The organism is Bacillus sp. BC05(2025) (genome assembly GCF_056725905.1).
In genome coordinates this window covers 1-24,010 of sequence record NZ_JBWYRA010000010.1, presented here as the reverse complement: position 1 = coordinate 24,010, position 24,010 = coordinate 1, and the positions used below count along the sequence as shown (strand labels likewise).

Sequence of the window (24,010 nt, the reverse complement as noted above, 5' to 3'; positions counted from 1 at the left end):
ATAAAAATGTCAAATTTTATATAATACCATAATGTTAATATTATAGTCAATAAGTAAAAGCTCTTTTTATTTATATTTTTTTGCTCTTACTTATGTATGACTTTTTTAGAAAAATAGTACAGGTGAGGGAGGAAGGCATATCCACTTATTTTTAAGCATAAAATGTAAAATCGCTAATACAATATACCTAAATCCGTTCTTTGCAAAGGAGGGAGAGAAGGTGGGGCGCACAATAAAAATTGATATTACAAATAAAGTTGTAGCTAAATTTAGGCCAGATTATTTGGAATTATATACGAGTAAATTTATGATAGGTAAGTTTTATGTCTATACTGAAGGTAAAGAATATGTGTTAGAAGACGGATATATATATGAAGACGGAAAATTTTATCGCATCATAGATACGCACCGTGGCAATAATCAAGCGGCGGAGGGCTGCGATCTAGGATGGTGTTAACATGATTCGTGTAAAAGTATTTGATGAAAGTCACGAAAAAGACTTAGAAGACGCTGTAAATGTTTTTTTGAAAAAGATTGATGATAGTAACTTTGTAGATATTAAGTATCAAGTTGGTGTTTCCATTAACGATGATGAAAACCAAATTTATTGTTTTTCAGCAATGATCGTTTATAAAGCATAAAAAAGAGCTGGATGACCCAGCTCTTTTTTATGCTTTATGTTGGGACAACATGTGTCGGTAATACATTCATAATAGATTGGGTTGTGCCTAATTTCTTCGTCGTTAGAAGAGGCTCCCCTGTCTCATGATTTTGGGCATCTTTACACATACCGAGGTGATAACGATCACCTAAAAATGGATCAATATAAAAACCGTTTTTGAATACTTTATCATTCGGATGTTTTTCATGATGAATGTCAGAGCAGTTAATGCAATAGAACATAGCGTTCAACCCCTTTTTATTTTTGTTTGAAAAAAGTGAGTCGGTAGTCATTTCGCTCCTAAGGAAATGTTGAGGAGAAGAGAAATAACTACCTACTCAAATGGTGGGCATATTCCTTCTGATTTTTCATATCTCGCGTAGTGTCCCTGAGGGAAGGAGGAGAGACGAAATACGCATGATATACGTAAGGCGCTTCTTTCAAGATGAATGATGGAGTTTCATGTTAAGAGAAGTTTTTATTTTTTGTTGCCTTTGTGAGTATATTATGAGGGAATGCTCAGAGGGTGTTTGTCCTGTTGAAAAAATGTTGAGAATTTCTCAACATTAAAAAAGAGTTAGTATTGACATGAAACTGAAAGGTGTTATATTATCTGAAATGAAACCAAAAGGTGTTATGTTTGATTGCCGAATAAAGGAGAATGAAAATGGAACAACAAAATACATTAACTGATATTAAACAAACGATCGTTTTTAACGCGTCTATTCAAAAAGTATGGAATGTAGTATCAACTGCAGAAGGGATTGCTTCATGGTTTATGCCAAATGATTTTGTATTAGAGGTAGGACATGAATTTCATGTGCAATCACCATTTGGGCCATCACCATGTAAAGTGCTAGAAATCGATGAGCCAAACCACCTATCTTTCTCATGGGATACAGATGGCTGGGTTGTTTCATTTCATTTGAAAGACCTAGGAGATAATAAAACAGAATTTACGTTAATTCACGGCGGCTGGAAACATCCTGATGAAATTCTTCCGAAAGCGAATGCGAAGAGCTCTATTATTCGCGATAGAATGAGCGGTGGCTGGGTAGCGATTGTAAACGAAAAACTGAAAAAGGTTGTCGAAGGCTAAGTGTCCTCATCAGCAGCGAAATATGATGTGTTTCAAGCAATTGCTGATCCAACCCGCCGAGAAGTAATACGGTTATTAAGTGACAAAGAGTTACCGATTTCCAAAATAACGGATCATTTTCCGATGAGTCGTACTGCGGTTGTAAAGCACCTTCATATTCTTTCGGAAGCGAATTTAGTAAGCGGAAGAAAAAGCGGAAGAGAGAAGATATATCGCTTGCATCCAGAACCATTAGAGGAATTACAACAGTGGCTCTCGTATTATGAACGTTTTTGGGATAATAAATTGTCCATGTTGAAACATATTGTGGAGAATGAAGAGTAAAAAGAGGATGACCGAAATGGTCATCCTCTTTATTATTGCTCACTTGTTTGTATAGCTGGCTTTAATAAAAGCCAAGCGATAATTAATGTACATACTGCTAATACGAAAGTACTCATATAAATGACGTGTACACTTGCTGCTAATGCGGATTGTGATTCAGTGGCTACACTTGCTGTAGCCCCGCCGTGTCCGCCAGATACAAGATCAAGGTTTTTAATGCCACGTGCGTGAATCATCGTATTGAAGATTGTTCCAAAGATTGCAGCACCTAACGTTTGACTAAATGTATTAATGAATGTGTTTAAACCAACGGCTGTACCGCGTGTATGAGCTGGTACGGCTGCTTGAATTGTTACCATGTAAATCGGTGTCACAAGCCCCATTCCTAAGCCGAATAATCCGACTGCTACATAAATAAGGAACGATGGTGAATGTGTTGATAATGTAAATAATAAGAACGTAGCGACTGATAAAATGCTAGCTCCAAGTAAAATGATTTGTTTCGTTTTTAATTTTCCTACTAAGTTACCAGAGAAGATAGCGCCAAATGTCCACATAACAGGGATTGGCATTAAAATAAGTCCAGCTTCCGTTGCGTTTTTTCCTAATACACCTTGACTCCAAATTGGAAGGTACATTGTAATACTAATAATCATTGCGCCAGCAATAAGTGTTAATATGTTTATTGTAGATAATGTACGGTTAGAGAAAAGTGCTAGCGGAATTAATGGTTCCGGAGATTTTTTCTCGATGAATAAGAAAATAATGAATGAAACGACGGCGAAGATTAATAGGCCGATAATTGTTATGTCTCCCCAGTTTTGCTTACTGCTACCTGTTAATAATGCGTATAGTAGAGCGATCGTACTTAATGAGAAGACTGTTGCACCAAGATAGTCGATATGGTGTTTAGCGGGCTTAATAGATTCTTTGTAGTAAATGGCAATCATTAAGCAAGCGATAATGCCGAATGGAACGTTTAAGAAGAAAATATAACGCCAAGATAGGGAATCAACTAAAAATCCACCTACTAACGGTCCGATAACACCAGATACACCCCAAACGGCACTCATCCAGCCCTGTGCTTTCGCGCGGTCTTTCGCTTCGCTATATAAGTCTCCAATAATTGTCATTGTGATCGGCATAACAGCACCAGCACCGATACCTTGAAGAGCGCGGAAGAAAATTAATTGTTCCATCGATGTAACGACTCCGCAAAGTGCAGAACCGACTAAAAAGATTGTAGCTCCGATAAGTAAAACTTTTTTACGGCCGAATAAATCAGCGAGCTTTCCGTATATTGGAGTCGAAACAGCTGTTGCAAGCATATAAATTGCATATACCCAACTAACAAGTTCGACGCCTGACAAATCACTCGTTATACGAGGGATTGCTGTACTAACAATCGTTCCTTCTACTGCAGAAAGAAACGTCATTAGCATTAAAGACATCATGACTTTTTTTCTCATATGTTTTCCCCTTACCCTTTTTCAAATATTCAACAATATAAAATATAAAGGTACTAAGGTATATAAAGCAACAAAAAAGCAATGGGAAGTTAAGGGGAGCGTATATTTGTCGCTTCTTGTCGGTAAGTCGATATATTTGAAAAATCGCCGATATAAGTAATAGAATCGCTGATATATTTACAGAATCGCCGATATAATTTCATGTACCTATAAAAAAAGAAACAGGAATCCCTGTTTCTCAGTTTAATATTGCATTTTCGCGTTTTCTCCAGCTGTTGTTCCGGCAATTCTACCAGTAACGAGAGCAGATGTAATATTATAGCCACCAGTATAACCGTGAATATCAAGAACTTCCCCGCAGAAATATAAACCGTTCGTGAATTTAGAAGACATTTCTTTCGGATTAATTTCTTTAACGGATACACCGCCGCCAGTCACGAATGCTTTTTCAATTGACTGCGTACCATTTACATTCACAGTAAATTCTTTAAAGTCTTTCACAAGTGCACGAATCTTTTCGTGAGAAACTTGTCCAGCTTGTTCGCTGCCATCAATTTCATTTTTTTCTAATAAGAATAGGAAGTAACGCTCAGGTACATAACCTTTTAACACGTTTTTAATTCCTTTTTTCGGATCTTCTTTCATTTGTTTCAGCATGCGCTGGAATAGTTGTTCACTATTTTCGTCTGGCAATGCATCGATACTCATTTGAATGGTATTCGTTTTAAACTTTTTTAGTGCTTTCACGACGAATTGACTACAGCGAAGTGCAGCAGGACCAGATAGGCCGAAATGAGTGAAGAGCATGTCCATTTTATGAGAAATGATAGCTTTTCCTTTCGGGTTTAATACGCTTAAGTTTACATCGCGTAAAGCTAGACCTTGTAAGGAGCGATCACGAATAAATGGTTCGTTTGAAAGGATTGGTACTTCTGTTGGGAATAATTCTGTAATTGTATGCCCGGCTTTTTTAGCCCAAGCATATCCGTCTCCAGTAGATCCAGTTTGAGGAACAGATTTTCCGCCAACAGCGATAACGACGTGATTTGTTTCTAACACTTCGCCAGTTTGTAGTACAACTGCTTTCGTTTGACCGTTCTCATATTCAATCGTTTCAACCGGTGTATTCGTACGAATCTTTACACCTAAGTCTTTTAATCGTGTTAAAAGTGCGTCTACTACCGATTGTGCTTTATTTGATACAGGGAACATGCGACCATGATCTTCTTCTTTCAGTTTTACACCGAGATTTTCGAAGAATGTAATAATATCTTCATTATTGAAAATAGAAAAAGCGCTGTATAAGAAGCGGCCATTTCCTGGTATATGTTTAACAATCTCATCAAGTGGTAGACGGTTCGTTACGTTACAGCGACCGCCACCCGAAATCGCAAGTTTGCGCCCTAATTTATTTCCTTTATCAAGAAGTAAGACATTTGCGCCTTCTTCTGCAGCACCGATTGCAGCCATTAGCCCAGAAGGACCACCGCCGATGACAATAACATCATAATGCATAATATATCGACCTCATTTTCTACATTTCCTGCCTAAAAGAATAGCATGTTTTCCCTTAAAAGAAAAATAGAGTGAAGTACTGCTTAAAGGGAGAATTGTGGTACAATACAAAAGTTAGAGTTCAGCACTATCCTGCTATTTGTGGGCCATAAGACGAAAACCTTAAGATGTAAGAGAAATAAAAAGGGAGTTTGGCAGCCCGTAAATGCTCGCATAGTTCAACTAATTAAAGTTTCACTTTATGTAGATGTAGGAGGATTTTTGTATGTCCGATTCGAAATTTCTGCGCGGAACACTTATTGTTACGCTAGGGACATTTTTAGTAAAGTTCTTAGGCATGATTTACGTCTTTCCGTTTCATGCATTAGTAGGGACAGAAGGCGGAACGCTCTATACATATGGATACATTCCATATACGATCTTTTTAAGTATTGCAACGGCAGGGGTGCCGCTTGCTGTTTCCAAATTTGTTTCCAAATATAACGCACTTGGCGATTATAAAACGAGCCGGAGAATGTTCCGCTCGGGAATGGTTATGATGATAGTAACAGGAGTTCTGTCGTTCCTAGTTCTATACATGACGGCGCCACTGTTTGCAGAAGCAATGCTCGGTAAACAAAGTATACACAGTAATGTAGAAGAGGTTACGACAATTATTCGTCTTGTAAGTTTTGCACTTATTGTTGTACCAGCAGCGAGTTTAATTCGTGGTTATTTCCAAGGTCACCAATCAATGGGGCCGACTACTGTTTCACAAATTATTGAACAAATTATTCGTATTGTCTTTTTATTAGCGGGTAGTTTTATCGTCATTAAAGTACTTGGCGGTACAGTTGCAACAGCGGTAGGAGTAGCGACATTTGCAGCGTTCGTTTCAGCAGTTGGAGCGCTCGGCGTCTTAATTTGGTACTGGTTAAAACGTAAAAAACATTTGGATCAATATTTAATTGAACAAACTGCACCTGAATCAACAGTGAGCACTGTTCAATTATTTAAAGAATTATTTGCATATGCGATTCCTTACGTTGTAATTGGGTTAACAATTCCTTTATATCAACAAATTGATACATTGACATTTAACTCAATTATGCAAGCGATTGGTCAAGGAGATATTGCAGAGCGAGCTCTCGGTATTTTCACAATGTGGACGCATAAATTAATTATGATTCCTGTATCACTTGCGACAGCGTTTAGTTTAACGCTTGTACCAGCGATTACAAAATCATTTACTGAAAAACAATACCGTTATTTAAAGTTACAAATTACACAAACATTCCAGGCAAATATGTTCTTAACATTGCCAGCAGTTGTCGGTATTTCATCACTTGCCTATCCAATTTATACTGCGTTTTACGATTCAGATCCACTAGGTGGACAAGTATTAATGTGGTATGCACCGGTTGCGTTGTTATTTGCTTTATTTACAGTAACAGCGGCAATTCTGCAAGGTATTAACCAACAAAAGCATGCGATTATCGCGCTTATCATGGGTGTTATTTTAAAATTTGTATGTAACGTAATCTTTATTCGTTACTTCGGTACAGTAGGGGCGATTCTAGCAACAGCTGTTGGTTTCTTAGCTTCTGTTTGGTACACAAACCAACAAATTAAAAAATACGCAAATTATTCATTTGGTGTTGTATATAAGAGAACATTCCAAATTGCAGTATTAACATTTGTAATGGTCGTTACTGTGAAATTATCACAATGGATTCTATCCTTCATGATTTCGCCTGATAGCCGAATGGGTGCTCTTATTACAGTTGCGATTTGTGCAGGTATTGGTGGTCTTGTTTACGGATTGTTAGCAATTCGCACAGGAGTACTTGAAAGAGTATTTGGCGGAGAAGCGTTAGAGAAAATCCAGCGTAAACTTGGCAATAGATTCAAAATAAAGTTGAAATCAAAAGGGGCGTAATTACGTCCCCTTTTCTATGATAAACAAAGAAGGTGAAAAGCGTGAGATTAGATAAATTATTAGCAAATATGGGATATGGAAGTAGAAAAGAAGTAAAGAAATTATTAAAAGACGGCGTTGTAAAAATTGATGGAACACCAGTGAAAGATGCAAAGGTTCATGTAAATGTAGAAGAACAAGAAGTTATGATTCACGGTGAAGTTGTGGAGTATAAAGAGTTTGTTTACTTAATGATGCATAAGCCACAAGGCGTTATTTCAGCGACAGAAGATGATAATCATGAAACGGTAATAGATTTATTAGAGTTAGAAGATGCGATCTTTAATCCGTTCCCAGTTGGAAGACTTGATATTGATACGGAAGGTTTCTTATTAATAACAAATGACGGGAAGTTATCGCATCAATTGTTATCTCCGAAAAAGCATGTGCCGAAAAAATATTATGCACACGTTGCAGGAGTAGTAACAGAAGAAGATGTAAAAGAGTTTGCTAAAGGTGTTATTTTAGATGATGGCTATGAAACAAAGCCAGGTGCACTTACAATATTAAAAAGCGATGATATTTCTGAAATCGAGCTTGTCATTACAGAAGGAAAGTTCCATCAAGTGAAGCGTATGTTTGAAGCAGTAGGGAAAAAAGTAGTCTACCTAAAGAGAACAGAGATGGGACCGTTAGTATTAGATGAAGAGCTAGAACTTGGACAATACCGAGAGCTAACAGATGAAGAAGTAGAGATGTTAAAAACATATCAAGTAGATACTGAAAAATAGTGCTGTTTTTAGGCGCAGAAAAGACCCCTTTCTAATGAGTTAGAAAGGGGTATGTATTTATTTACATACAATTATTTTTCGTTATGAGGTCATTCTCACTTTCTTTCCTGTTGTTGTCCACTTACCGCGGCAAGGGCTATACACGAGTTCATTAAACTGCAACACATTTAGATCACGTTGTATCGTTCGCGGTGTGATCCCGAACTCATCTACAAGGTCTTTCGTCGTTACCGTTCCGTTTTCATTGATGTACATATAAATTGATTTAATGCGTGTTAGCATACGAGTAGTTGTAGGTTTCAAGAGAAAACCACTCCTCTACTAGTTTTTTTGACCCCATTCAGGAAAGAAGGTCGTTACTACCATTGTACTCTACATGATAAAATTCATGCTTTAATCTACTTAAATTTTACAGAAATTTAACAAATATTCATATAGAAAAATATTGGTAGTTGACATTGTATATATGGTCAGTCAACTAACACATAAAATTCTACGTAAAGCGCCAAATTCCTGCAAATTTTTTTAGAAAAATAAAAGAAAAACTAATAAGAAATATCTGAAATATTACAATTGTTCGGTATTTAGTTTTCGTGTATGGCATAAGAGATTTCGGTTTGTTATGATGAAAGAAACAATATAGTGAAGGATGGATGCGTGATGTCAGCAATTAATTGGACAGAAGAAGTTGCGAAACGAAAAGATGATTTAATTCGTGATACACAACAATTTTTACAAATTAAAAGTGTATGGGAAGAAGAATCGGCGAAAGAAGGCGCACCATTCGGTGAAGGTGTAGAAAAAGCTTTATCTTTCATGTTACATAAAGGAGAAACTGAAGGTTTTGCTTCTGAAAATTTAGAAGGGTATGCAGGTCATCTTGAAATGGGGCAAGGAGAAGAATTAGTAGGTATTCTTTGTCACGTTGACGTTGTACCAGAAGGCGATGGCTGGACGACTCCTGCATATAGTGCGGATATTCGCGATGGAAAGATTTTTGCACGCGGTGCAATTGACGATAAAGGCCCAACGATGGCAGCTTATTATGCGATGAAAATTGTGAAAGAATTAGGTTTACCTCTTTCAAAACGCGTTCGTATGATTTTAGGGACAGATGAGGAAAGCAATTGGAAATGTGTAGATCATTACTTTAAAAACGAAGAAATGCCAACAATCGGTTTTGCGCCAGACGCGGACTTTCCAATTATTAATGCAGAAAAAGGTATTTCTGACATACAAGTTGTGCAAAATGGTAGTGAAGAGAAGAAAGGTACATATGAACTTGTTTCGTTTGAGTCAGGTCGCCGTTTAAATATGGTTCCTGATTTTGCAGAAGCGATTATTACTGGAGAAGATGTAAATGCACTTACAGTAGCATATGAAGAGTATTTACAAACTGCTAAAAAAATAGGTGAAGCGATTGTAGAAGGTAATACGGTGACGTTGCAAATTAAAGGGATTTCAGCTCACGGATCTACTCCGGAAAAGGGTGAGAATGCAGGTTTATTACTAGCAAACTTCTTAACGAAAGTCGCTCTTGATGGAAAGGGAGCTTCGTTTGCAACATTTGCAACAGAAACATTTATTGGTGATATTTATGGTGAAAAGGCTACTATCGCTTATAAAGATGAAGTTAGTGGTCCGTTAACAGTGAATGTTGGTCGTCTTTCTTATACGAAAGAAAATGGTGGCAATTTAGGATTAAACGTGCGTTACCCAGTTACAACTAACTTCGAAGAGATGATTGCGAAGTTAAAAGAATACGTTAGTAATTATGGATTTGAAGTAGCGGATTATTCTAACTCTCGTCCGCATCACGTTGATAAAGACCACGTATTAATTCGTACGTTGCAGCGCGTATACGAAGAACAAACAGGAGAAAAAGCAGAGCTATTAGCGATTGGTGGCGGCACTTACGCTCGTTCATTGAAAGCTGGTGTAGCATTTGGTCCGCTATTCCCTGGAAAAGAAGAACTCGCGCATCAAAAAAACGAATATATTGAAATTGAAGACTTATTAAAAGCGACAGCAATTTACGCGCAAGCAATTCATGAATTAGCGAAGTAATGGATATATAAATAATAAAAGACCGTCCCGATACATATTTTGGGACGGTTTTCTATTACGTGCCGTTTGTTGTTAAGCCGCTATTCCTTGTCGAAATGTCGATATAAATTCATCTATTACCGCGACCTGAACTTGGTTAGACTTGTAGGGAAGTTGGATTCTTTTTAATGGAATGAGATAAGAAAGAAAAGCAACAATAGAAAGAAGGAGAAGATGTACATGGAGCCGCACTATTTTGTCGCAATCACTTTACCAAATCATATAAAAGAAGTGTTGTCTAACTATAAAGAAGAAATGCAGGGAGAATTACCATTTCGCTCATGGGTACATAAAGAAGACTATCATATTACCCTTTCATTTTTAGGGAGTGCGACAGAGGAACAATTAGAAGGAATAAAGAATGGATTACAAACACTTACAGAAACAAAGGAGCTCTCGTTCAAGTTACAAGGATTTTCAACGTTCGGTATGGAAGATAGGCCACGTATTTTTTGGGCGAAGGTAAGCGAGAATCAAGCTTTGTTTCAAGTGCAAAAGCAAGTACACGCTATTTGTGAAGGGAATGGATTTTCTTTAGAAACGCGCCCGTATCATCCGCACATTACTGTTGCTCGTAAATGGGTAGGAGAAGAAAAGTTTGATTTAGAGCATATAAAGGAAGTGCCTGAAATATTATTCCAAGCGGATACAATTACTTTATACGAATCTCACGTGAAGGAGACACCGAAATATAAAGCAATTGCTGAAATAAAATTACAAAAATAGAATGTATGAAAACGTTTTTTATACAGGTGAATATACTATAAAGAATAATGTGTTACTGTATAGAGTCTTGCTGATAAGAATGGCCTTATCATTTGCAGCTCGTTTCATTTAACTTTAAGAATGATGGTGATTTTTTTATGTTGAAAGTAAAACGTCCATTTGATGCCTATTTAGATGAAATGAATAAAATTACAATTTTGCTCCCACATGCGTATGGAACAAGTCGGACATTTCGTTTGCAAGAAGGAAGTAACGTGAAAGATTTACCGATTGCTCATACAATTGCGCTTCCGGATGCAACGAAGTATGAGTGCTTTATAGAAGAGCCGCTGGATGTGGGGAAATATTATACAGTACGAGATGAACGGAATGAAGAAACGGATTTACAAATAGGTGCTGTCATAAGAACAGCAACTTTTGATGAAAAGTATTATTACGAAGGTACCGATTTAGGGGCAGTACACCAAAAGGAAGCAACGACATTTAAAGTGTGGGCTCCAACTGCGAGACTTGCGAAAGTAAGAATTTATAAAAGTGATAAAGAATATACCGATTATGAAATGTATAGAGGAGAAAATGGGGTTTGGACTCATACATTACAGGGCGATTTAGCCGGGGAAAAGTATACATTTCTTGTTTGTATTAATTTAATATGGAACGAAGCGGTGGATCCTTACGCAAAGTCAGTAACTGTAAATGGGAAGTATGGCATTGTTATTGATTTAGAAAAGACGACTGTAACGAAACGAGAGCAATTACCACCATTACAAGCAATGACAGATGCCATATTGTATGAACTGCATATTCGTGATGCTACTATTCACCAAAGCAGTGGAGTGAGTAAAAAAGGAACGTATAAAGGGCTAATGGAAGAAGGAACAACAGGGCGAAATGGGACATTGACAGGTTTGTCTCATATAAAAGATTTAGGCGTCACACATGTTGAATTATTGCCTTTATATTGTTTCGGTGGTGTAGATGAGGCGAATCCTTCTTCTGCCTATAATTGGGGGTACAATCCATTATATTACAATGCACCAACGGGATATTATGCTACAAATCCCTCTGACCCGTATAACAGGATAATAGAGTGTAAACAGTTAATTGAAACATTTCATGAACACGGCATTAGAGTAATTATAGATGTTGTATATAATCATGTTTATGAAAGAGAGCTATCATCATTTGAAAAGCTTGTCCCAGGATATTATTTTCGTCATGGTGAAAATGGTATGCCTTCTAATGGGACGGGAGTCGGGAATGATATAGCATCTGAACGAAAAATGATGAGAAAATTCATTGTAGAGTCTATTTTATATTGGCTTACTGAATACAATGTTGATGGATTCCGATTCGACTTAATGGGAATTTTAGATGTTGATACAATGAACATAATAGAAAAAGAAGTGCGAAACATAAAACGAGATGCATTGCTATTAGGGGAAGGGTGGGAGCTACAAACACCACTTCCTCTAGAGGAAAAAGCAACGCTAAATAATGCAAAGAAAATGCCACATATTGCGCAATTTAATGATCAATTTCGTGATGGAATAAAAGGGAGTACCTTTCATATAAATAAGCGTGGTTTTGCATTTGGTGGGCATGTAGACTGTAATCATTTGCAGTATATAGTAGCAGGAAGCCTTTTGAGTATGAAAGAAACAGGTTTATTTTTAGAGCCTGTGCAAAGCATTAACTATGTAGAATGTCATGACAATATGACGATGTGGGATAAACTAATGCGCAGTAATGAAGAGTCAGAAGAGATTTTGAAAAAACGGCACCTGCTAGCGAGTGCAATGGTAATTCTGTCACAAGGTATACCTTTCTTACATGCTGGGCAAGAGTTTTATCGTACGAAGCAAGGAAATGAAAATAGTTATAATGCAAATGATGAAATTAATCAATTAGATTGGGATCGAAAAGAGGAAGAAATAGAGACTGTTAACTATATAAAAGGTTTAATTGCAATTCGTAAAGAGCACGGAGCGTTCCGATTACAAAACGCAGACCTTATAAAAAAACACATGACTTTTTTGCAAACATCTCCAGAAGTACTTGCATATCACCTAGATCATGCAGAATCGTTCGGACCGTGGAAAGAGATTATCGTTTTATTTAATAGCGGTTTAGAAGCTAAAACGGTGCAACTTCCAAAAGAAGAAACGTGGCATGTGTTAGTAAACGAAAAGCAAGCGAAAATAGAGCCAATTTCTTCATTTAGAGGAAAGGAACTTAAACTCGCTCCAATTAGCACGTATATATTGACGATAATGTGACAAATCGCTACTTGACGATGAGAATGTAATAAATGTAGAATTGACAAAGGTGACGATTTTGATAAGTTGTCATTCTATGACTGGTTTTGTAAAATAAAATAGAGAGTTTTTGGCTTATGCCAAAATTTCTTTTCATTTACAGTAAAATATATATGAATCCACAACATGTGTAGAAATGTTGCGGTTTTTCTTTTCATAACTATAAAAGATAAGGATTTGTTAACGGGTAATGAATATGGAATGGTTGGAACAATTATTAGGAAAAGAGTGGAGTCTTGTACCGGCTGGTGGAGTAACGGGCGATGCATATATTGCGCAAAACGGACAACAGAAGTTATTTTTAAAGCGGAATACATCGCCCTTTTTAGCGGTATTGTCAGCAGAAGGAATTGTTCCAAAATTACTTTGGACAAGAAGGGTAACGAACGGTGATGTAATTTCTGCTCAAAAATGGCTTCCGGGACAGAAGCTAGAGCCAGAGGATATGAAACTAGAACGTGTTGCGAAACTTTTGAAGAAAATACACTCCTCTAAAGCACTTGTACAAATGATTCAAAGACTTGGGAAGCAGCCGCTTCACGCACAAGAGTTATTACAACAACTGCAACTCGTTTTAAGAGGAGATATAAGGGATGATGAAACAATTCAGCAAGGCCTTCAATATTTAATGGATTCATTAAAAGAGATTGAATACAATGAATTCGTTGTATGCCATTGTGATGTAAACCATAACAACTGGCTATTGTCGGATGAAGATGAGTTGTTTTTAATTGATTGGGATGGAGCTGTAATTGCTGACCCAGCTCTAGACCTTGGTATGTTATTATATTGGTACATTCCGCGCCACGAATGGAGTGAATGGCTCGGTTATTATGATATTGAAATGGATGAATCGCTGCTTAAGCGTATGAGATGGTATGTGATAGCACAAACGATTTTGTCTATTCAATGGCATACAACAAAAAAGCAGCAAGCAGAAGCTGAATATTGGCATCAATATTTACAGCAACTACTTGCTTCAGAGTAATACTTAAGAAAAATTGTCCATTCCAGCAATCCACTGAGTAAGCTGTTCTTGATTATTGGAAATGTGGTTGTCCAAATTAGAGGAAGATTTACCCGATTGACTATAAGAATATACATCGTTTAGCATTGCTTTAGCGTCACTACTTACATTATCGTTTGCGAGTAACGATTGAATGAGACGCTCTAATTGCTCGCATTCAGAAACTGTCCCGCAACAATCACTTTGGTGATTGACTAAAATATCTTTCAGCACTTCTAATTGATGTTGTTGATTAATTGGCATGAACGGATCATCCTTTCGATTGTTTTTCTCTTCTTAGAAAAGTAAGAGAAAAAGCTGTTTCGTCATGGAATGTTTAATGCTGTATGTAGTTTTTATCAAAATGGTACATCTTATACTTGAAAGAAACGGACCGAGTGCTCGTACGTACTTGGTTTTTTGTTTGGTAGATTGATTAAAAACAGAAAGAAGGAATTATTCCTTTAAAATAGCTATGTAAAGAGAGGGAGACATCTATGCGTTTAAGACATAAACCATATGCAATGGATCGAATTAATGAGTATTCACATATCGTAATTGGAAACCCAGAGGAGCGCGCTGGTAACTGGAAAGAAGTATTTGGAAATGAACAACCAATTCATATTGAAGTAGGTACAGGTCGTGGCCGCTTTATGTATGATATGGCAAAAGCAAATCCTCATATTAATTATATTGGAATTGAAAAATTCACAAGTGTTGTTGTAGATGCACTTGATAAATTAATTGAAGAAGAATTACCGAACTTAAAGTTAATTAATAAAGATGCTGAAGATTTAACAGTTTTCTTCGCAAAAGGTGAGATTGATCGCGTTTATTTAAACTTCTCAGATCCATGGCCAAAGAAACGTCATACGAAGCGTCGTTTAACGTATAAAACGTTTTTACGCAATTATGAAGAAGTGTTAGTAGAAGGCGGAGAAATTCATTTCAAAACAGATAACCAAGGTTTATTTGAATACTCTCTTATGAGTATGGCTGAGTATGGTATGTTATTAACTTACCTTAGCCTAGATCTTCATAATAGTGATTATGAAGGAAACATTATGACTGAATACGAAGAGAAGTTCTCTAGTAAGGGGCATCGTATTTATCGAGTGGAAGCGAAATATCGTACAGAGCCTATGCAGTAATGCATAGGCTTTTTGTATCTAAAATAATCGGAATTTTATGTTAATATTAATTTAAAAGGGGGATGTGTAATGGAACAGTTACAAATTGGAGATATAAAAGTGACGTGGCTAAAAGGCGGAAATACACATTTAGACGGGGGAGCGATGTTTGGTGTCGTGCCGAAAGTACTTTGGTCACGTAAGTATAAACATAATGATACAAATCATATTTATTTACGAACAGATCCGTTACTTTTGCAAACGAAAGACGGAAATATGCTCATTGATTCCGGAATAGGAAACGGTAAATTGAATGAGAAGATGAAGCGGAATCAAGGTGTAACAGAAGAATCATCGGTTTATGAATCATTAGAAAAACTAGGATTAAAGCCAGAAGATATTCACTATGTTTTAATGACGCACCTTCATTTTGATCATGCATCTGGTTTAACAAAATGGGAAGGTGATCACCTTGTACCAGCGTTTCCGAACGCGAAAGTTTACGTAAGTGAAACAGAGTGGAATGAAATGAGAAACCCAAATATTAGATCACGTAATACATATTGGAAGGAAAACTGGGAGCCGATTGTAGATCAAGTTGTTACGTTCCAGCAAGAAATAGAAATTACAGATGAAATAAAAATGGCGCATACAGGTGGTCATAGTGATGGACATGCAGTTATTGTTTTAGAAAGCCAAGGGGAAACGATGCTTCATTTAGCAGACCTATTACCGACGCACGCACATCAAAATGTATTATGGGTAATGGCCTATGATGATTATCCGATGACATCAATTGAAAATAAGCAAAAGTGGATGAAATACGGCGTTGAAAACGATGCTTGGTTTACGTTTTATCATGACGCGTATTACCGTGCAGTAAAGTGGAATGAGGAAGGGCATATCATAGAAAAACTAGAGCGGAAAACGAGTATAGAAGCATAAAAATAGGAGGTTGCTCCAGGATATTTGTTGAGCAGCCTCCTATTTAGATATGCTATATAAATAATGAAGCATATCTCCATTATAATATTTAGTCATGAATTCTTTTTCTTTGATCATACCAAGCTTCTTAGCAACTTTTTGTGAAGCAGTATTGTCATGTTTAACAATTGAATAGACTTTTGATAGTCCTAACTCATTAAAAGCATATTCTTTAATGCCTTTAGTAATTTCACTTGCGTAACCTTTATACCAAAATTCTTTTTTTAGCAAATACCCAATTTCTATGACCTGTTCAACATCAGTATCCTGCATGCTTAAACCGGCATTTCCTATAAATTCATCAGTTTCTTTTAGATATATCCCCCATAATCCAAAGCCAAAATCTTTATATCGTTTTATATTTCTATCTAACCAGGATTGAACATCAGCATCAGAAAAATTATGTTTATAAGCATACATTACATCTGGATCTTGCAACATCATTTTTAAATCACCAAAATCATCTTGTCTCATTTCCTTTAGGTATAAGTATTCGGTTTCTAATATCATCTATCATCGAAACTCCTTTTATTTCTTTTGCAATTAAAAAATAAGAGGTTCACCTAATGGGAACCCTCCTTTTTATGCTGCTATAACCTCTAAAACAGTACCTGTTTTAGCATCAACTAAAAATTCAAATCGTTCTTGTATATCATTTAACATCGTTGTAAGACCGCCGCGATAAACTTCATATGCGACATCATATTTTTCAAATGTCTCTGGAACCATATGTACCCAAGAGCCAGTAATTTCACCTTTATGACTTAATGCTTGTTTCACCATTTTCAATGCTTTTTCTGAAGAAATATGGGATTGTTCTTGGACTTTGTTTGCAACAAGATAACCAGCTGCAAATCCAACGCCAAGACCTGCTACTAAACCTTTCCAGCTCATATATTCACCTCAATTCTATAAAATAAAAATAGTGTACCGATAATAATTATAAAGCAAATACAGCTAAAAAAGAAGAAACTAGAAACATTTCGAAAATTTCGTTACAATAAAAGAGGTATTCTACTAAGGTTTGAAAGAAGGGGACTTCGTGAATAAAGAGACATTACAATTATTTCGTACGTTAACAGAATTACAAGGTGCATCAGGTTTCGAACATGATGTACGCCGTTTTATGAAGCAAGAATTAAGCAAATATGCGGATGAAATTGTACAAGACGGTTTAGGTAGCGTATTTGGTCTGAAAAAAGGGGACGAAACTGGCCCGCGTGTTCTTGTAGCAGGTCATATGGATGAAGTAGGTTTCATGGTTACGCAAATTACGAAAAACGGAATGCTTCGTTTTCAAACGTTAGGCGGCTGGTGGAGCCAAGTACTATTAGCGCAACGTGTACAAGTTATGACGAAGAATGGTCCTGTTGTTGGAGTTGTTGGTTCTATTCCTCCTCATTTATTAAGTGACGCGCAACGTGCAAAACCGATGGATATAAAAAATATGTTAATTGATATAGGTGCAGATAGCTATGAAGATGCGATTGAAATTGGTGTAAAACCAGGACAACAAATCGTGCCAATCTGTCCGTTTACGCCGATGGCAAACGAAAAGAAAATTATGGCGAAAGCTTGGGACAACCGTTACGGATGTGGCCTTGCTATCGAATTACTAAAAGAATTAAAAGATGAAACATTACCAAACACATTATACTCTGGTGCGACTGTACAAGAAGAGGTAGGTCTTCGCGGTGCACAAACTGCTGCAAATATGATTCAACCAGACATTTTCTATGCGCTTGATGCAAGTCCAGCAAATGATGCATCTGGTGACAAAACGCAGTTCGGTCAATTAGGAAAAGGTGCTCTTCTTCGTATTTACGACCGTACGATGGTAACACATAGAGGAATGCGTGAATTCATTTTAGATACAGCAGAAACACACAACATTCCGTACCAATACTTTATTTCACAAGGTGGCACAGATGCGGGCCGTGTACATACAAGTAACTCAGGTATCCCATCAGCAGTAATTGGTGTTTGCGCACGCTACATTCATACACATGCTTCTATTTTACATGTTGATGACTATGCAGCAGCGAAAGAACTCATTACGAAGCTTGTGAGAGCAACGGATAAAACGACGTTAGAAACAATTAAGAATAACGCGTAAGGAGGAAGGGCGAAAAACCCTTCTTTTTTTAGGTAGAAGAGATGACCCATCCATGTGTGGAAGCGGTTAGTGCCTAATTGATTCTCGCGTGAGGTATTAAAACCCGGGGTAGGAAGTGAGAGGAAGGCTGCATTTTGAGTTCGAATACAGCAATGGTGAGGGAATCCGTCTTCTTTTTTAGGTAGAAGAGATGACTCAGTGGTGTGTGGTGGCGGTGCTCCCATGTATAAAGAATAACTTGATTAAAGTAAGATGATGAATTTTTATAGAGGTGAACGATATGAAAGTAGTAGTTGGATCGAAGAATAAAACGAAAGTTGGAGCTGTAGAGAAGGTTTGGAAAGATGCTACAATTACATCTCTTTCTGTTCCTTCAGGAGTAGCAAACCAGCCGTTTTCAGATGAAGAGACGATGCAAGGAGCGGTTAATAGAGCGAAGCGAGCGTTGCAAGAAGGAGAAGCTCAAATTGGTATTGGATTAGAAGGCGGTGTAATGAAAACAGAGCACGGTTTATTTATGTGTAATTGGGGCGCGTTAGCAACAAGTGACGGTAAAACATTCGTTGCCGGCGGGGCACGTATTAAGTTACCAGATGATTTTTTAGCACCTCTTGAAGAGGGCAAAGAGTTAAGTGAAGTGATGGAAGAGTTTGTGCAGAGAAAAGATATTCGTAGTCACGAAGGTGCGATTGGTATTTTTACAGATGATTATGTCGACCGTACGGAATTATTTGTACACGTTGTTAAGTTACTTGTTGGGCAATATAAGTATGATGGAAAGCAAGCATAAACCTTGCACCGTGCGCGATGTATGGTAGTATAAAAGAAAGATTATAACATGAAAAACTGCACTCGTTAGAGGAGGAAATATAGATGAAATCATTAGAAAGCATGGAACAATTCCAACAATTAAAAAATGAAGAGAATGTAGTCTTTATGTTCTCAGCGGAATGGTGCCCAGACTGCCGTTTTGTAGACCCATTTATGCCAGAAGTAGAAGAGAAATATAGTGATTTCTCATTTTACTATGTAGATCGTGATGAGTTTATTGATCTATGCGTAAAATTAGACGTATTTGGCATTCCGAGCTTTGTAGCGTACAATAAAGGTGAAGAAACAGGTCGCTATGTAAACAAAGATCGTAAAACACAAGAACAAATCGAAGAGTTCATTGAAGGTTTAAAATAAGGCAATTTGCCAATTGAATTGTAAAACAACCTCTACCTTCGCGGGGGAGGTTATTTTTTTGGAAGGGAGGAAAAAGAGATGAAGATGACAAGTAAAAAGATGAAAGACGAGTTAATGAAGAAATTATCTCGCCCGGAATGGGAATTTCAGTATGATAGCGAGAAAGAAGTTCTACGTATAGAACAGAAAAACTCGAAAAAGGGTATTAACGTATCGCTTCCAGGAGTTGTAGCAAAATGGGAAGTGAATAAAGAAAAGGCGATTGAAGAGGTTGCCTATTACGTACAAGAAGCGTTAATTGCGATGCATAAAGAAGAAAATAGCGCGGCGAAAATTTTACCTGTTATTCGCTCTACTTCTTTCCCGAAACAAGCAGAAGAAGGAAATTCGTTCATTATGACGGATCATACGGCGGAAACACGTATTTACTATGCGCTAGATTCGAATAAAACATATCGTTTAATTGATGAGCGTTTATTACAAAAATTAGGGCTTACAGAGCAACAAGTGCGTGAAATGGCATTATTCAACGCTCGCTCATTAGGTTATGAATTTAAACAAGACACAGTAGCAGGTAATACATTCTACTTTTTAAACACAAATGATGGGTATGATGCGACGCGTATTTTAAACGAATCATTACTACAATCGATGCGTGAAAAAATTTCTGGTGACATGGTTGTTGCTGTTCCTCACCAAGATGTATTAATTATTGCTGATATCGTCAACGAAATCGGTTATGATATTATTGCACAAATGACAATGAAATTTTTTGCCGAAGGGCATGTTCCGATTACATCACTTTCATTCGTATATGAAGATGGGGACTTTGAACCAATCTTTATTTTAGCGAAAAATCGGAAGAAGACAGATGGAAAAGAGAAAGGATGAACGAAGTGAACGTTTTTTACAACCTTGAAGGAATTGGTGACACTCTAATTGTTGCCTTACAAGATATTACTTTAGAGAACCGTACTTTTGATCGCAAAGGAGATGTTGCACGCGTATACGATCGTGAAAGCAACGAAACAGCAGGATTCAACATCTTTAATGCATCTTCTTACTTAGAAGTAAAAGAAACAGGTAATTTAACATTAACAAAAGAACTTGTAGAAAAAATTAACGAAATTTTAGCGAAGAACGGCTTTGAAGAAAAAGTAGAAGCAGATCTTTCTCCAAAATTTGTTGTAGGCTATGTATCTGAAAAAGAGAAGCATCCAAATGCTGATAAGCTAAACATCTGTAAAGTAGAAATCGGTACAGAAACATTACAAATCGTATGTGGCGCACCAAACGTTGATGCAGGACAAAAAGTTGTCGTTGCGAAAATCGGCGCTGTAATGCCAAGCGGTATGTTAATTAAACCAGCTGAACTTCGCGGTGTTCCTTCTGCTGGAATGATTTGCTCAGCACGTGAATTAGAGCTTCCAGATGCTCCACAAGAAAAAGGTATTCTTGTATTAGAAGATAGCTTTGAAGTTGGACAAGAGTTTAAATTTTAATTGATATAAGAAAAGAGAGGTTGTCCTTTTGGACAACCTCTCTTTTCGTTTTTTGTCAGTAAGTCGATATCCTGTGTCGAACCGTTGATATATTGCGAGTTGTAATAGATATATTCAGGAAATCATTCATATTCATAAGGATGTCACTTTTTTTCTTAAAATCTATATTGTGTTTTATAAACAAAATAGTTAAAATTTAGAAAAATAGAAGGGGATAGGTATATGAAACAACAACCCAAAATCGCAGAGCTTCTAAAACGAATTGAAACTTCAAAACAGCAAGATATCGAATTAGGTTCTTATGAAATATATTTGTTTAGTGAAAATGAATTAGAAAAAGGACAAATCGGTTATCGATATGATAAACATAAAAATTCATTAATAAGTGAAGAACATGGAAAATGGAAAGAAGAGTGGATTGTTCTCGGATATGAAACAGATATGGGGGATCCGGTTTTTGTAAATGTGGCTGATGATGCGTATTTCGTTTATACGGCAGAGCGTGGTACAGAAACGTGGCAACCCGTTCATATCGGAAATATGGATGAGATTATAAAACAATTATAAAAAACTTTGAGACCGGTGCAAAGTGATGGGAGAAAAGCATGAAGTATATAAAAATAATGAGCATGATTGCATGCATTGGAATATATATGGGAGGTTGTTCGCAAGAAGAGCCGAAAAAAGAAGTGACATCTTCTATGAAGGAAAAAATCAAAGATAACAAGGAAGACGCACCGGTAGAAAAGCAGAAAGAAGAACAAGAAAAGAAAGAAGAACCGCAAGCAGTTCAAATAACTGAGCAAGTAGAGCAGAAGCAGGAGGAAGTGCCGACCGAAGAAAAGAAAGAGGAATCGACGCCAGTGCAGCCAACTGAGAAACCGCTACAAAGTAATGAACAAAAAGTAGAGAATAATGAAAAGCAAGGAAAGTTTCTCGTTGTTATTGATCCGGGGCATCAACAAAAAGCGAATTTAAATTTAGAACCGATTGGGCCAGGAGCAGCGACGCAAAAATATAAAGTGACAGATGGTACAACTGGTGTTGTGACGAAAAAAAGAGAGGCTGTCCTTGTATTAGAAATGGCTTTCGTATTAAAAGAAAAGTTAGAAGCAAAGGGAATGCAAGTATTAATGACGAGAACGTCACAAGATGTTGATATAAGTAATAAAGAACGTGCGACATTGGCGAATGATCATAAGGCGAATTTATTTTTACGTCTTCATGCAGATGGTTCCGAAAATCCGAATCAAAGTGGATTTGCTGTATTGACACCGGCAGAAGGAAGTCCGTATACGAAAGAGATTTATGCGGAAAGTCTTCAAATCTCTCAAGCGATCGTAAATAAAATGAGAGAGAATCAGCAAGTGAAAGTAAATGGAATTAAATTTAGGGATGATCTTTCTGGATTTAATTGGTCCAAAGTACCTGGCGTACTATTAGAACTTGGATTTATGTCAAACCATGAAGAAGATAAAAAATTATCTGACCCGCAGTATGTAAATTCTTTATTGCAAAGTGTAACGGATAGTGTAGATGAATATCGGAAGAGTAAAGCTTAAGCGCAGTCTTACATGTAAGGGTGCGTTTTTCCGTATGAAAACACTCGTAAATTAGAATATTATGGATAAATATGACATGCTTAATTTTACCTGCACTTTTTGCCGAATGCTGATACAATAAAGGATGTTACTATTTAGTAGAAAGAGTGGTAAGCATGTTAGATTGGATGAAAAAGCTGTTTAACAAAGAGGAAGAACAAACAGCGATGAATAAAGAAGTACCAAAGCAAGTTGAAAGTCAGCCGAAAATTCCTCGTGTAAACCACTACACTGAAGCAAGAGAAGCACAAATGGCAAGTAGGAATGCAGGTAAATGCCGTTTTCCATTAGTACCGGATAATGGGTTCGATGAAGAGGATGTTATAGCAACAGGGCATTTTGAAGAACAACCTGTTCAAGCTGTAACATATGAAAATCAGCCTACTCCAAGAGGAATCAAAGTGGAAAGAAGTAGACGACAGTATGTGGAGAAGGTAGTTTCTACATATGAAGAGCCGGAAATTCAATATGAACCGGAGCGAGAGCCTGTCGTAAAGAAAGCATCTGCACCTACGCAAGAAAGTAACCGTAGACCATTTCGTCCAACAGAAATGATTTCGCCAATTTACGGATATAATCGTCCTTCAGTAGAGAAAAAGGTAGAAAAACAGGAGGAAGAAAAGGAAAGAGAAGACCTTGAAATATCTGTAGAGGGCAAATCAGTCGTTGATGCATGGTTAGAGAAAAAAGGATATACATTATCTCATTTCTCAGAAGGACAAGCACAGACTTCTTCCAGTCATAAAGGAGTTGATCAGCAAGATCAACAAAGTAAAAAGGAAGAAAAGTCAGTTGTCGATCAATGGTTAGAGAAAAACGGTTATGAAATTGAACGCCAAGAGCCTATAGTAGAAGAAAAAGAAGTGGTTCAAGAAATGAGTGCACCGCAGGAAGTTCCAGCGGCTGAATTCCTTCATGAAACAGTTGCTGAGCGTATGGTAGATACGGAGCAAGAAAGTGATGTAGTGGCCCGAAACATTCTACAAGAGGAATTAGTAGATTCTAAAGTAGAGCACGAGGATACAATATTATCAGAAGAAATTAAACGCAATACAGAAATAGAACAACCTACTATTGAAGTAGAAGAGCAATCTCCAGAAGAAGCAGTGATCGTCAAAGCAGAAGAAAAACTGGAAGAAACAATCATTGTGGAAATACCAGAAGAAGTAGAAGTAATTGCGGAAACAAAAGAGTCAGAAGAAGTGGAAGTAGTTGCAGAAGTAGAAGAGTCAGAAGAAGTGGAAGTAATTGCGGAAACAAAAGAGTCAGAAGAAGTGGAAGTAGTTGCAGAAGTAGAAGAGTCAGAAGAAGTGGAAGTAATTGCGGAAAAGGAAGAGCCAGAAGAAGTGGAAGTAATTGCGGAAACAGAAGCGCCAGAAGAAGCAGAACCTGTAGCACTTAAGGAAACACAGCAAGAAATGGTGTTAAATGAAGCAATTGAACAAACGAATGAATTCATACATGATGCTGAGGCTGATGAACAAACGAAGAAAGATGTTCAAAACTTTGCGGATGTTTTAATTGCAGAAGAGCAACAAGTTGTGGAAGAAGCAGTGATTGCAGAAGAGCAACAAGTT

General features: G+C 37.1%; 26 protein-coding genes and 1 pseudogene. 20 read left to right on the top strand and 7 right to left on the bottom strand.

Features of this window, described 5'->3' with window-relative positions; translation table 11 throughout:
- Nucleotides 1-220 precede the first annotated feature (220 nt).
- On the top strand, nucleotides 221-457 hold the full coding sequence (locus ACZ76X_RS23470) for a DUF2553 family protein (protein WP_000533799.1): 237 nt from the start codon (nucleotides 221-223) through the stop codon (nucleotides 455-457).
- Between the two features lies 1 nt (nucleotide 458).
- Nucleotides 459-641: a sporulation protein Cse60 gene (locus ACZ76X_RS23465; RefSeq protein ID WP_000621751.1), complete on the top strand. Its 183-nt coding sequence runs from the start codon at nucleotides 459-461 to the stop codon at nucleotides 639-641.
- Between the two features lie 34 nt (nucleotides 642-675).
- On the opposite strand, the gene ACZ76X_RS23460 is transcribed toward ACZ76X_RS23465, so the two are convergent.
- Nucleotides 676-903: a DUF3973 domain-containing protein gene (locus ACZ76X_RS23460; protein WP_000498989.1), complete on the bottom strand. Its 228-nt coding sequence runs from the start codon at nucleotides 901-903 to the stop codon at nucleotides 676-678.
- A gap of 425 nt (nucleotides 904-1,328) precedes the next feature.
- Here ACZ76X_RS23460 and ACZ76X_RS23455 point away from each other — a divergent pair, with 425 nt between their 5' ends.
- The gene (locus tag ACZ76X_RS23455) at nucleotides 1,329-1,760 is read left to right on the top strand and encodes an SRPBCC family protein (RefSeq protein ID WP_000437775.1); all 432 of its coding nucleotides are present in this window, start codon (nucleotides 1,329-1,331) and stop codon (nucleotides 1,758-1,760) included.
- Complete coding sequence (locus ACZ76X_RS23450; RefSeq protein ID WP_000098837.1) at nucleotides 1,761-2,084, top strand: ArsR/SmtB family transcription factor; 324 nt, start codon at nucleotides 1,761-1,763, stop codon at nucleotides 2,082-2,084.
- A gap of 32 nt (nucleotides 2,085-2,116) precedes the next feature.
- Here the strand turns inward: ACZ76X_RS23450 and ACZ76X_RS23445 are convergent, their stop codons facing one another.
- On the bottom strand, nucleotides 2,117-3,553 hold the full coding sequence (locus ACZ76X_RS23445; protein WP_479851834.1) for an MDR family MFS transporter: 1,437 nt from the start codon (nucleotides 3,551-3,553) through the stop codon (nucleotides 2,117-2,119).
- Between the two features lie 243 nt (nucleotides 3,554-3,796).
- The gene (locus ACZ76X_RS23440) at nucleotides 3,797-5,068 is read right to left on the bottom strand and encodes a BaiN/RdsA family NAD(P)/FAD-dependent oxidoreductase (RefSeq protein ID WP_071756950.1); all 1,272 of its coding nucleotides are present in this window, start codon (nucleotides 5,066-5,068) and stop codon (nucleotides 3,797-3,799) included.
- Nucleotides 5,069-5,333: 265 nt separating this feature from the next.
- On the opposite strand from ACZ76X_RS23440, the gene ACZ76X_RS23435 reads away from it, so the two are divergent.
- Both ACZ76X_RS23435 and ACZ76X_RS23430 read left to right on the top strand, forming a co-directional pair.
- Nucleotides 5,334-6,986, top strand: coding sequence for a putative polysaccharide biosynthesis protein (locus tag ACZ76X_RS23435; RefSeq protein WP_479851833.1), 1,653 nt, complete (start codon nucleotides 5,334-5,336; stop codon nucleotides 6,984-6,986).
- A gap of 41 nt (nucleotides 6,987-7,027) precedes the next feature.
- Complete coding sequence (locus ACZ76X_RS23430; RefSeq protein WP_098669416.1) at nucleotides 7,028-7,756, top strand: pseudouridine synthase; 729 nt, start codon at nucleotides 7,028-7,030, stop codon at nucleotides 7,754-7,756.
- Between the two features lie 81 nt (nucleotides 7,757-7,837).
- Here the strand turns inward: ACZ76X_RS23430 and ACZ76X_RS23425 are convergent, their stop codons facing one another.
- On the bottom strand, nucleotides 7,838-8,059 hold the full coding sequence (locus ACZ76X_RS23425) for a DeoR family transcriptional regulator (RefSeq protein WP_000805512.1): 222 nt from the start codon (nucleotides 8,057-8,059) through the stop codon (nucleotides 7,838-7,840).
- A 357-nt stretch (nucleotides 8,060-8,416) separates the two neighbouring features.
- Between ACZ76X_RS23425 and pepV the strand changes: the two genes are divergently transcribed.
- From pepV to ACZ76X_RS23405, 4 genes are all read left to right on the top strand, one after another.
- Entirely contained in the window at nucleotides 8,417-9,823 is a 1,407-nt protein-coding gene (gene pepV, locus ACZ76X_RS23420; RefSeq protein ID WP_479851832.1) for a dipeptidase PepV, read from the top strand.
- Between the two features lie 219 nt (nucleotides 9,824-10,042).
- Nucleotides 10,043-10,588 carry an RNA 2',3'-cyclic phosphodiesterase gene (gene thpR, locus ACZ76X_RS23415; protein WP_479851831.1) on the top strand — a complete coding sequence of 182 codons (546 nt, stop codon included), beginning with the start codon at nucleotides 10,043-10,045 and terminating at the stop codon, nucleotides 10,586-10,588.
- A gap of 137 nt (nucleotides 10,589-10,725) precedes the next feature.
- Nucleotides 10,726-12,867, top strand: a complete 2,142-nt coding sequence (pulA, locus tag ACZ76X_RS23410) for a type I pullulanase (RefSeq protein WP_479851830.1) — start codon at nucleotides 10,726-10,728, stop codon at nucleotides 12,865-12,867.
- 229 nt (nucleotides 12,868-13,096) lie between these two features.
- Nucleotides 13,097-13,894: a phosphotransferase family protein gene (locus tag ACZ76X_RS23405; RefSeq protein ID WP_098669420.1), complete on the top strand. Its 798-nt coding sequence runs from the start codon at nucleotides 13,097-13,099 to the stop codon at nucleotides 13,892-13,894.
- Between the two features lie 3 nt (nucleotides 13,895-13,897).
- Here ACZ76X_RS23405 and ACZ76X_RS23400 read toward each other — a convergent pair whose 3' ends face one another.
- Nucleotides 13,898-14,176: a YtzH-like family protein gene (locus ACZ76X_RS23400; protein WP_016118745.1), complete on the bottom strand. Its 279-nt coding sequence runs from the start codon at nucleotides 14,174-14,176 to the stop codon at nucleotides 13,898-13,900.
- A gap of 233 nt (nucleotides 14,177-14,409) precedes the next feature.
- Between ACZ76X_RS23400 and trmB the strand changes: the two genes are divergently transcribed.
- Nucleotides 14,410-15,063, top strand: a complete 654-nt coding sequence (gene trmB / locus ACZ76X_RS23395; RefSeq protein WP_001239381.1) for a tRNA (guanosine(46)-N7)-methyltransferase TrmB — start codon at nucleotides 14,410-14,412, stop codon at nucleotides 15,061-15,063.
- Nucleotides 15,064-15,132: 69 nt separating this feature from the next.
- Complete coding sequence (locus tag ACZ76X_RS23390; RefSeq protein ID WP_479851829.1) at nucleotides 15,133-15,987, top strand: YtnP family quorum-quenching lactonase; 855 nt, start codon at nucleotides 15,133-15,135, stop codon at nucleotides 15,985-15,987.
- A 39-nt stretch (nucleotides 15,988-16,026) separates the two neighbouring features.
- On the opposite strand, the gene ACZ76X_RS23385 is transcribed toward ACZ76X_RS23390, so the two are convergent.
- Nucleotides 16,027-16,536, bottom strand: a complete 510-nt coding sequence (locus ACZ76X_RS23385; RefSeq protein WP_479851828.1) for a GNAT family N-acetyltransferase — start codon at nucleotides 16,534-16,536, stop codon at nucleotides 16,027-16,029.
- Between the two features lie 72 nt (nucleotides 16,537-16,608).
- Nucleotides 16,609-16,920, bottom strand: a complete 312-nt coding sequence (locus ACZ76X_RS23380) for a PepSY domain-containing protein (RefSeq protein ID WP_000118543.1) — start codon at nucleotides 16,918-16,920, stop codon at nucleotides 16,609-16,611.
- A gap of 148 nt (nucleotides 16,921-17,068) precedes the next feature.
- Between ACZ76X_RS23380 and ACZ76X_RS23375 the strand changes: the two genes are divergently transcribed.
- The 8 genes and pseudogenes from ACZ76X_RS23375 to ACZ76X_RS23340 all read left to right on the top strand — a co-directional run.
- The gene (locus ACZ76X_RS23375; RefSeq protein ID WP_048528744.1) at nucleotides 17,069-18,142 is read left to right on the top strand and encodes a M42 family metallopeptidase; all 1,074 of its coding nucleotides are present in this window, start codon (nucleotides 17,069-17,071) and stop codon (nucleotides 18,140-18,142) included.
- A 280-nt stretch (nucleotides 18,143-18,422) separates the two neighbouring features.
- Nucleotides 18,423-18,932 carry a DUF84 family protein gene (locus ACZ76X_RS23370; RefSeq protein ID WP_479851827.1) on the top strand — a complete coding sequence of 170 codons (510 nt, stop codon included), beginning with the start codon at nucleotides 18,423-18,425 and terminating at the stop codon, nucleotides 18,930-18,932.
- An 83-nt stretch (nucleotides 18,933-19,015) separates the two neighbouring features.
- Nucleotides 19,016-19,330, top strand: a complete 315-nt coding sequence (locus ACZ76X_RS23365) for a thioredoxin family protein (RefSeq protein ID WP_000838193.1) — start codon at nucleotides 19,016-19,018, stop codon at nucleotides 19,328-19,330.
- A gap of 78 nt (nucleotides 19,331-19,408) precedes the next feature.
- Nucleotides 19,409-20,221, top strand: a complete 813-nt coding sequence (locus ACZ76X_RS23360; protein ID WP_479851826.1) for a DUF1444 domain-containing protein — start codon at nucleotides 19,409-19,411, stop codon at nucleotides 20,219-20,221.
- Complete coding sequence (gene ytpR, locus ACZ76X_RS23355; RefSeq protein WP_479851825.1) at nucleotides 20,218-20,832, top strand: YtpR family tRNA-binding protein; 615 nt, start codon at nucleotides 20,218-20,220, stop codon at nucleotides 20,830-20,832. Before ACZ76X_RS23360 ends, ytpR begins: the two co-directional genes overlap by 4 nt.
- 222 nt (nucleotides 20,833-21,054) lie before the next feature.
- A complete protein-coding gene (locus ACZ76X_RS23350; RefSeq protein ID WP_479851824.1) occupies nucleotides 21,055-21,399 on the top strand; it encodes a thiamine transporter in 345 nt (114 codons plus the stop codon).
- A 38-nt stretch (nucleotides 21,400-21,437) separates the two neighbouring features.
- A complete protein-coding gene (locus ACZ76X_RS23345; RefSeq protein ID WP_479851823.1) occupies nucleotides 21,438-22,394 on the top strand; it encodes an N-acetylmuramoyl-L-alanine amidase in 957 nt (318 codons plus the stop codon).
- A gap of 155 nt (nucleotides 22,395-22,549) precedes the next feature.
- Nucleotides 22,550-24,010: pseudogene (locus ACZ76X_RS23340) on the top strand (DNA translocase FtsK); the annotation flags it as partial.

Excerpts from the sequence above, each read along its gene's own strand:
- ytpR (WP_479851825.1), top strand. The coding sequence starts at position 20,218 with ATGAACGAAGTGAACGTTTTTTACAACCTTGAAGGAATTGGTGACACT.
- thpR (WP_479851831.1), top strand. The coding sequence starts at position 10,043 with ATGGAGCCGCACTATTTTGTCGCAATCACTTTACCAAATCATATAAAA.
- ACZ76X_RS23385 (WP_479851828.1), bottom strand. The coding sequence starts at position 16,536 with ATGATATTAGAAACCGAATACTTATACCTAAAGGAAATGAGACAAGAT.
- ACZ76X_RS23445 (WP_479851834.1), bottom strand. The coding sequence starts at position 3,553 with ATGAGAAAAAAAGTCATGATGTCTTTAATGCTAATGACGTTTCTTTCT.
- ACZ76X_RS23400 (WP_016118745.1), bottom strand. The coding sequence starts at position 14,176 with ATGCCAATTAATCAACAACATCAATTAGAAGTGCTGAAAGATATTTTA.
- ACZ76X_RS23465 (WP_000621751.1), top strand. The coding sequence starts at position 459 with ATGATTCGTGTAAAAGTATTTGATGAAAGTCACGAAAAAGACTTAGAA.
- ACZ76X_RS23455 (WP_000437775.1), top strand. The coding sequence starts at position 1,329 with ATGGAACAACAAAATACATTAACTGATATTAAACAAACGATCGTTTTT.
- ACZ76X_RS23365 (WP_000838193.1), top strand. The coding sequence starts at position 19,016 with ATGAAATCATTAGAAAGCATGGAACAATTCCAACAATTAAAAAATGAA.
- ACZ76X_RS23405 (WP_098669420.1), top strand. The coding sequence starts at position 13,097 with ATGAATATGGAATGGTTGGAACAATTATTAGGAAAAGAGTGGAGTCTT.
- ACZ76X_RS23440 (WP_071756950.1), bottom strand. The coding sequence starts at position 5,068 with ATGCATTATGATGTTATTGTCATCGGCGGTGGTCCTTCTGGGCTAATG.
- ACZ76X_RS23370 (WP_479851827.1), top strand. The coding sequence starts at position 18,423 with ATGAAAGTAGTAGTTGGATCGAAGAATAAAACGAAAGTTGGAGCTGTA.
- trmB (WP_001239381.1), top strand. The coding sequence starts at position 14,410 with ATGCGTTTAAGACATAAACCATATGCAATGGATCGAATTAATGAGTAT.
- ACZ76X_RS23390 (WP_479851829.1), top strand. The coding sequence starts at position 15,133 with ATGGAACAGTTACAAATTGGAGATATAAAAGTGACGTGGCTAAAAGGC.
- ACZ76X_RS23360 (WP_479851826.1), top strand. The coding sequence starts at position 19,409 with ATGAAGATGACAAGTAAAAAGATGAAAGACGAGTTAATGAAGAAATTA.
- ACZ76X_RS23350 (WP_479851824.1), top strand. The coding sequence starts at position 21,055 with ATGAAACAACAACCCAAAATCGCAGAGCTTCTAAAACGAATTGAAACT.
- pepV (WP_479851832.1), top strand. The coding sequence starts at position 8,417 with ATGTCAGCAATTAATTGGACAGAAGAAGTTGCGAAACGAAAAGATGAT.
- ACZ76X_RS23345 (WP_479851823.1), top strand. The coding sequence starts at position 21,438 with ATGAAGTATATAAAAATAATGAGCATGATTGCATGCATTGGAATATAT.
- ACZ76X_RS23460 (WP_000498989.1), bottom strand. The coding sequence starts at position 903 with ATGTTCTATTGCATTAACTGCTCTGACATTCATCATGAAAAACATCCG.
- pulA (WP_479851830.1), top strand. The coding sequence starts at position 10,726 with ATGTTGAAAGTAAAACGTCCATTTGATGCCTATTTAGATGAAATGAAT.
- ACZ76X_RS23435 (WP_479851833.1), top strand. The coding sequence starts at position 5,334 with ATGTCCGATTCGAAATTTCTGCGCGGAACACTTATTGTTACGCTAGGG.
- ACZ76X_RS23380 (WP_000118543.1), bottom strand. The coding sequence starts at position 16,920 with ATGAGCTGGAAAGGTTTAGTAGCAGGTCTTGGCGTTGGATTTGCAGCT.